Below are 4768 nucleotides of genomic sequence, written 5' to 3'. Positions count from 1 at the left end.
CACCCCGCCTAATTCCCCGTCTAATACGAGTTATTCCCCCAGGGCCCGGGCTGGTCGGGTCATGGTCGGGCCGTAGGGGCCGCGGCGGGTCTACCGTGGAGACATGACGCCTTCGTCGCAGGACTGGGTTCCCGACGCCTGCACTCTACCCACCGTCGAACAGCCGATCCGGGTCGCCGAATTCGACAGCTTCTTCGCCGGATCGGTCCGGTCGGCCCACCGTCCCCACCCCACCCGACTCGACCTCACTCTCCATCCCGGCAGCGAAGACGCCGCCCGCGATCTGGCCGCCCGCGAATCCGGCTGTTGTCGCTTCTTCACCTTCGAATTCCCCGCCACCACCGCCGATCCGGTCATGCGCATCGGCGTACCCGGCACCTACGTCGATGTCCTCGACGCCCTCGAAGCCCGGGCCACCGCGGCGATCAACTGAACAGCCGGTCCGCCGCCGGTGACCGGAACCAGCGTGTGGGCGGGGCCGCGGCCCGCTCCGCTCAGGCCGCCCCGTGCTCGCCCAGCCGCGGGGGCGGCCCGTACCGAGGCCGGTACCCGGCCACCCGGATCGGACTTCCGACGAGCCGATGTTCTCCCGCTCGCACCACGACCTCGGGGCTTGCGTCGAGCGCCTCGGGCAATTCCCGCACGGCGGCGGCCGGTATCCCGAGCGGTCGCAGTCGTTCCTCCCACCCGCGGGCGGTGTCCCCGGCCAGCGCGGCGGTGACCACCGCCAGCACCTCGTCCCGCCGGGCGACCCGCTCGGCCATGGTGGCGAACCCGTCGATCCCGGCCTCCGCCGCGAAGGCCTTCCAGAACCGGTCGTGCGTCACGAACAGTGCCAGGTGTCCCGACGCGGTCGGAAACATCTGCGCGGGAACGTAATACGAGTGTGCCCCGAACGGCCGCCGCCGGGGCCGCACCCCGCCGTCCAGATAGGCCGCGGCGTGATAGTTGAGCTGCGAGAGCATGACCTCGTAGAGCGAGACGTCGATCTGTCCGCCCCGCCCGGACACGATCTGGGCGAGCAAGCCGAGGGCGGCGGTGAGTCCGGTGGAGTTGTCGGCCGAGGAGTAGCCGGGCAGGGTGGGCGGCCCGTCCGGGTCACCGGTGAGGGCGGCGACGCCGGTGGCGGCCTGGATGACGTAGTCGAAGGCGGGATCGTCCCCGCCGTGCAGCCCGTAGCCGGTGATCGCCACGCACACGATCCGCTCGTTGTAGTGGCGCAGGTCCTCGTAGGTGAGGCCGAGTCCGCGGATGGCGGACGGTTTGAGATTGACCAGCAGCGCGTGGGATCCGGCGACCAGTTCGCCGAGCGCCGCCCGGCCGCGTTCGGTGCCGAGTTCGATGGTGATGCTGCGTTTGCCCCGGTTGAGGCTGGCGAAGTAGCTGTCGCTCACCTGCCGGGAGATGTCTCCGCCGGGCGGCTCGAGTTTGGTGACCTCGGCGCCGAGATCGGCCAGCATCATGGTCGCGTACGGACCCGCGAGCATTGTGCCGACCTCGAGGACGCGGATGCCGGCGAGCGGACCCGCGGTCTCGGCAGTCATCGCAGCGCCTCGGCGATGTCGGCGATCATCTGCCGGGTGCGTCGCTTGGAGGCGACCAGTTCGTCGCGGGTGTCGCCGATGGGCAGCAGCCGCACCGACAGGTCGGTCGCGCCCGCCTCGCCGTAGCGCCGCAGTCCCGCGACGATGCTCTCCTCGTCACCGGCGACGCACAGGTCGCCGATGTCGTGCGCCGCACCCTGTTCCAGCAGCCGCTGATAGTTGGGCGAGACCTCGGCCTCGCCCAGGATGCGGTTGGCGCGCGCCCGCGCCTCGGGGATCTCGGCCCTGGCGCACAGGCACACCGGCAGTCCGGCCACGATGCGCGGTGCGGGCCTGCCCGCCTCGGCGGCGGCTCTGGTGATCCTGGGGACGACGTGCTCGGAAATCGCCTTCTCGTCGGCCATCCACAGCACGGTCCCGTCGGTGTGCTCACCGGCGATACGCAACATGACCGGGCCGAGTGCGGCGACCAGCACCGGCAGCGGGGCGACCGGGCCGAGATCGAGCGGATTGCGGACGGTGAAGGTGTCGTTCTCCACGTCGACCCGGCCGGGGCCGCGCAGCGCGGCGGCGAGCACCTCGAGATAGTCGCGGGTGTAGGCGGCGGGGCGGTCGTAGGGCAGGCCGAGCATGTCACGCACGATCCAGTGGTGTGAGGGGCCGACGCCGAGGGCCAGCCTGCCCGCGGCGGCCGCGTGCACCGACAGCGCCTGGCGGGCGAGCGCGACCGGGTGCTGGGCCTGCAAGGGGACCACGGCGGTGCCCAGTTCGATACGGCTGGTGACCGGCCCCATGGCCGCGACGGTGGTGAGTGCGTCGAAGTCGGTGGGGATCTGCGGAATCCAGGCGGTGTCCATGCCCGCCGACTCCGCCCACTCGATGTCGCGCAGCATCCGGTCGAGCTTGCGGCCGGTGTCGCCCTTCTCTGGCCCGATCATCACGCCGATACGCACGTGTTCCTCCAAGCTGCCCGATGGCCGGGCCGTCCGATTCGGGGGCGGAAAGTCTCAGGGGGTGACCGACGCGGTGAGCGCCCTGATCTGCTCGACCACGGTCTCCAGCGCGGTCCCGGTCGGGAACACCGCCGCCGCACCGGCTTCCAGCAGCACCGGCACGTCCGCGCGCGGAATGGTGCCGCCGACGACCACCGCGATGTCCGCGGCGTCGGCCGCCGCCAGGCCGTCGATCACGCGCCGGGTGAGCGCAACGTGCGCGCCGGACAGGATGCTCAGCCCCACCACGGCGACGTCCTCCTGCACCGCGATGGCGACGATCTCCTCGACCTTCTTGCGGATACCGGTGTAGATCACCTCGAAGCCCGCGTCGCGCAGGGTGCGGGCCACGATCTTGGCGCCGCGGTCGTGACCGTCGAGGCCGGGCTTGGCGACCAGCACGCGGGCGGGCATCAGAACACCACCGGCTGCTGGAACTCGCCCCACACCGCTTTGAGCGCGGCGGTCATCTCACCCACCGTGCAGTAGGCGTTGGCGCAGGCGATCAGATGGTGCATGAGGTTGTCCTCTCCCTCGGCCGCCCGCGAGAGCGCGGCCAGCGTCGCGCGCACGGCGGCGGGATCGCGTTCGGCCTTCACACGGGCCAGCCTTTTCAGCTGCCGCTCCCTGCCGTCGGCGTCGAGCGCGTAGGTGCCGATGTCGGGGGCGGGCTCGTCGGTGACGAACCGGTTGACCCCGACCACCGGCCGCTCCCCGGACTCGACGGCGTGGTGCAACTCGAAGGCGGCGTCGGCGATGAGCCCTTGCAGGTAGCCGTCCTCGATGCAACGGACCATGCCGCCGCGCCGCTCGAGATCGTCCATGATCTCGACGATGCGCTGCTCGGTCGCGTCGGTGAGCGCCTCGACGAAGTAGGAGCCGCCGAGCGGGTCGGCCACTCTGGTCACGCCGGTCTCGTAGGCCAGGATCTGCTGGGTGCGCAGCGCCAGGGTGGCGGACTCCTCGCTTGGCAGCGCGAACGGCTCGTCCCAGGCCGCGGTGAACATCGACTGCACGCCGCCGAGCACCGCGGCCAGCGCCTCGTAGGCCACGCGCACCAGATTGTTCTGCGCCTGCGGTGCGTACAGCGAGGCGCCGCCCGCGACGCAGCCGAAGCGGAACATGGCGGCCTTGTCGCTGCTCGCGCCGTAGCGTTCGCGCACGATGGTGGCCCAACGCCGCCTGCCCGCACGGTATTTGGCGATCTCCTCGAAGAAGTCGCCGTGGGTGTAGAAGAAGAACGAGATCTGCGGGGCGAACCGGTCGATGCTCATGCGCCCGCGTTCGACCAGGGTGTCGCAGTAGGTGACGCCGTCGGCGAGGGTGAAGGCCATCTCCTGCACCGCGTTGGCGCCCGCGTCGCGGAAATGCGCGCCGGCCACCGAGATCGCGTTGAAGCGCGGCACCTCGGCGGCACAGAATTCGATGGTGTCGGCGATCAGGCGCAGCGAGGGCTGCGGCGGCCAGATCCAGGTGCCGCGCGAGGCGTACTCCTTGAGGATGTCGTTCTGGATCGTGCCGGTGAGCTTCGCGCGCGGCACGCCCTTCTTCTCCGCGGCGGCCACATAGAGCGCGAGCAGGATGGCGGCAGTGCCGTTGATGGTGAAGCTGGTGCTGATCCTGTCGAGCGGGATGCCGTCGAAGAGCAGCTCGGCGTCGGCCAGGGTGTCGACGGCGACGCCCACCCGGCCGACTTCCTCACTCACCTCGGGATCGTCGGAGTCGTAACCGCATTGGGTGGGCAGGTCGAGCGCGACCGACAGCCCGGTGCCGCCCTGGTCGAGCAGATACCGGTAACGCCGGTTGGACTCCTCCGCGGTGCCGAACCCCGAGTACTGCCGGAACGTCCACAGCTTGCCGCGATAGCCGGACGCGAAATTGCCCCTGGTGAAGGGGAACACGCCCGGCGGCGGCGGATCGGTACGCCTCGACTCCGGTCCGTAGCTCGGCTCCAGCGGGATGCCGGACGAGGTCTGCACTTGCTCGTTCATCACTTGAATACGGTACTTGCAAAAAATGAGAATGCCAATACCATTCTAAGCGAACGCATAATCGGGACAGCCCCGACCGGCGGGAACGGACGCCCCATGACCAGCCGACCGCACTATCGAGTCGCCCAGTGGGCCACGGGCACCATCGGCCGCCGCGGGCGGGGCGCCGAAAAACAACAACCCGCCCAGACACACACCCGCCGACACCGGGACCCCCCCCCCCAAGCGGGGCGGGACCCCG

At 70.5% G+C, this 4768-nt stretch carries 5 protein-coding genes; 1 reads left to right on the top strand and 4 read right to left on the bottom strand.

All coding sequences use genetic code 11. From position 1 onward, the window contains the following. Positions 1 to 103 precede the first annotated feature (103 nt). Positions 104 to 433 (top strand): hypothetical protein, encoded by a 330-nt coding sequence (locus QH283_RS02605; RefSeq protein WP_280501415.1) that lies wholly within the window; start codon positions 104 to 106, stop codon positions 431 to 433. A gap of 61 nt (positions 434 to 494) precedes the next feature. Here the strand turns inward: QH283_RS02605 and QH283_RS02600 are convergent, their stop codons facing one another. Genes QH283_RS02600 through QH283_RS02585 form a run of 4 tightly spaced genes read right to left on the bottom strand, consistent with a single transcriptional unit; the run spans position 495 to position 4527 of the window. Beyond that, positions 495 to 1544 carry a CaiB/BaiF CoA transferase family protein gene (locus QH283_RS02600; protein ID WP_280501414.1) on the bottom strand — a complete coding sequence of 350 codons (1050 nt, stop codon included), beginning with the start codon at positions 1542 to 1544 and terminating at the stop codon, positions 495 to 497. Further along, positions 1541 to 2497 carry a TIGR03564 family F420-dependent LLM class oxidoreductase gene (locus tag QH283_RS02595; protein ID WP_280501413.1) on the bottom strand — a complete coding sequence of 319 codons (957 nt, stop codon included), beginning with the start codon at positions 2495 to 2497 and terminating at the stop codon, positions 1541 to 1543. The genes QH283_RS02600 and QH283_RS02595 overlap by 4 nt, the downstream gene beginning before the upstream one ends. Positions 2498 to 2551: 54 nt before the next feature. Continuing rightward, positions 2552 to 2950: a cobalamin-dependent protein gene (locus QH283_RS02590; protein ID WP_280501412.1), complete on the bottom strand. Its 399-nt coding sequence runs from the start codon at positions 2948 to 2950 to the stop codon at positions 2552 to 2554. Next, entirely contained in the window at positions 2950 to 4527 is a 1578-nt protein-coding gene (locus tag QH283_RS02585) for a methylmalonyl-CoA mutase family protein (protein ID WP_280501416.1), read from the bottom strand. The genes QH283_RS02590 and QH283_RS02585 overlap by 1 nt, the downstream gene beginning before the upstream one ends. Positions 4528 to 4768: the final 241 nt, after the last annotated feature.

The sequence above is a fragment of the Nocardia farcinica genome (assembly GCF_029867845.1).
Classification (GTDB): domain Bacteria; phylum Actinomycetota; class Actinomycetes; order Mycobacteriales; family Mycobacteriaceae; genus Nocardia; species Nocardia farcinica_A.
Note: the sequence above shows the minus strand (reverse complement) of the source record. Positions and strands in the feature narration are given on the sequence as shown.

What these genes read in the sequence shown, in the direction of transcription:
- QH283_RS02605 (WP_280501415.1), top strand. Translation starts at nt 104, where the DNA reads ATGACGCCTTCGTCGCAGGACTGGGTTCCCGACGCCTGCACTCTACCC.
- QH283_RS02600 (WP_280501414.1), bottom strand. Translation starts at nt 1,544, where the DNA reads ATGACTGCCGAGACCGCGGGTCCGCTCGCCGGCATCCGCGTCCTCGAG.
- QH283_RS02590 (WP_280501412.1), bottom strand. Translation starts at nt 2,950, where the DNA reads ATGCCCGCCCGCGTGCTGGTCGCCAAGCCCGGCCTCGACGGTCACGAC.
- QH283_RS02585 (WP_280501416.1), bottom strand. Translation starts at nt 4,527, where the DNA reads ATGAACGAGCAAGTGCAGACCTCGTCCGGCATCCCGCTGGAGCCGAGC.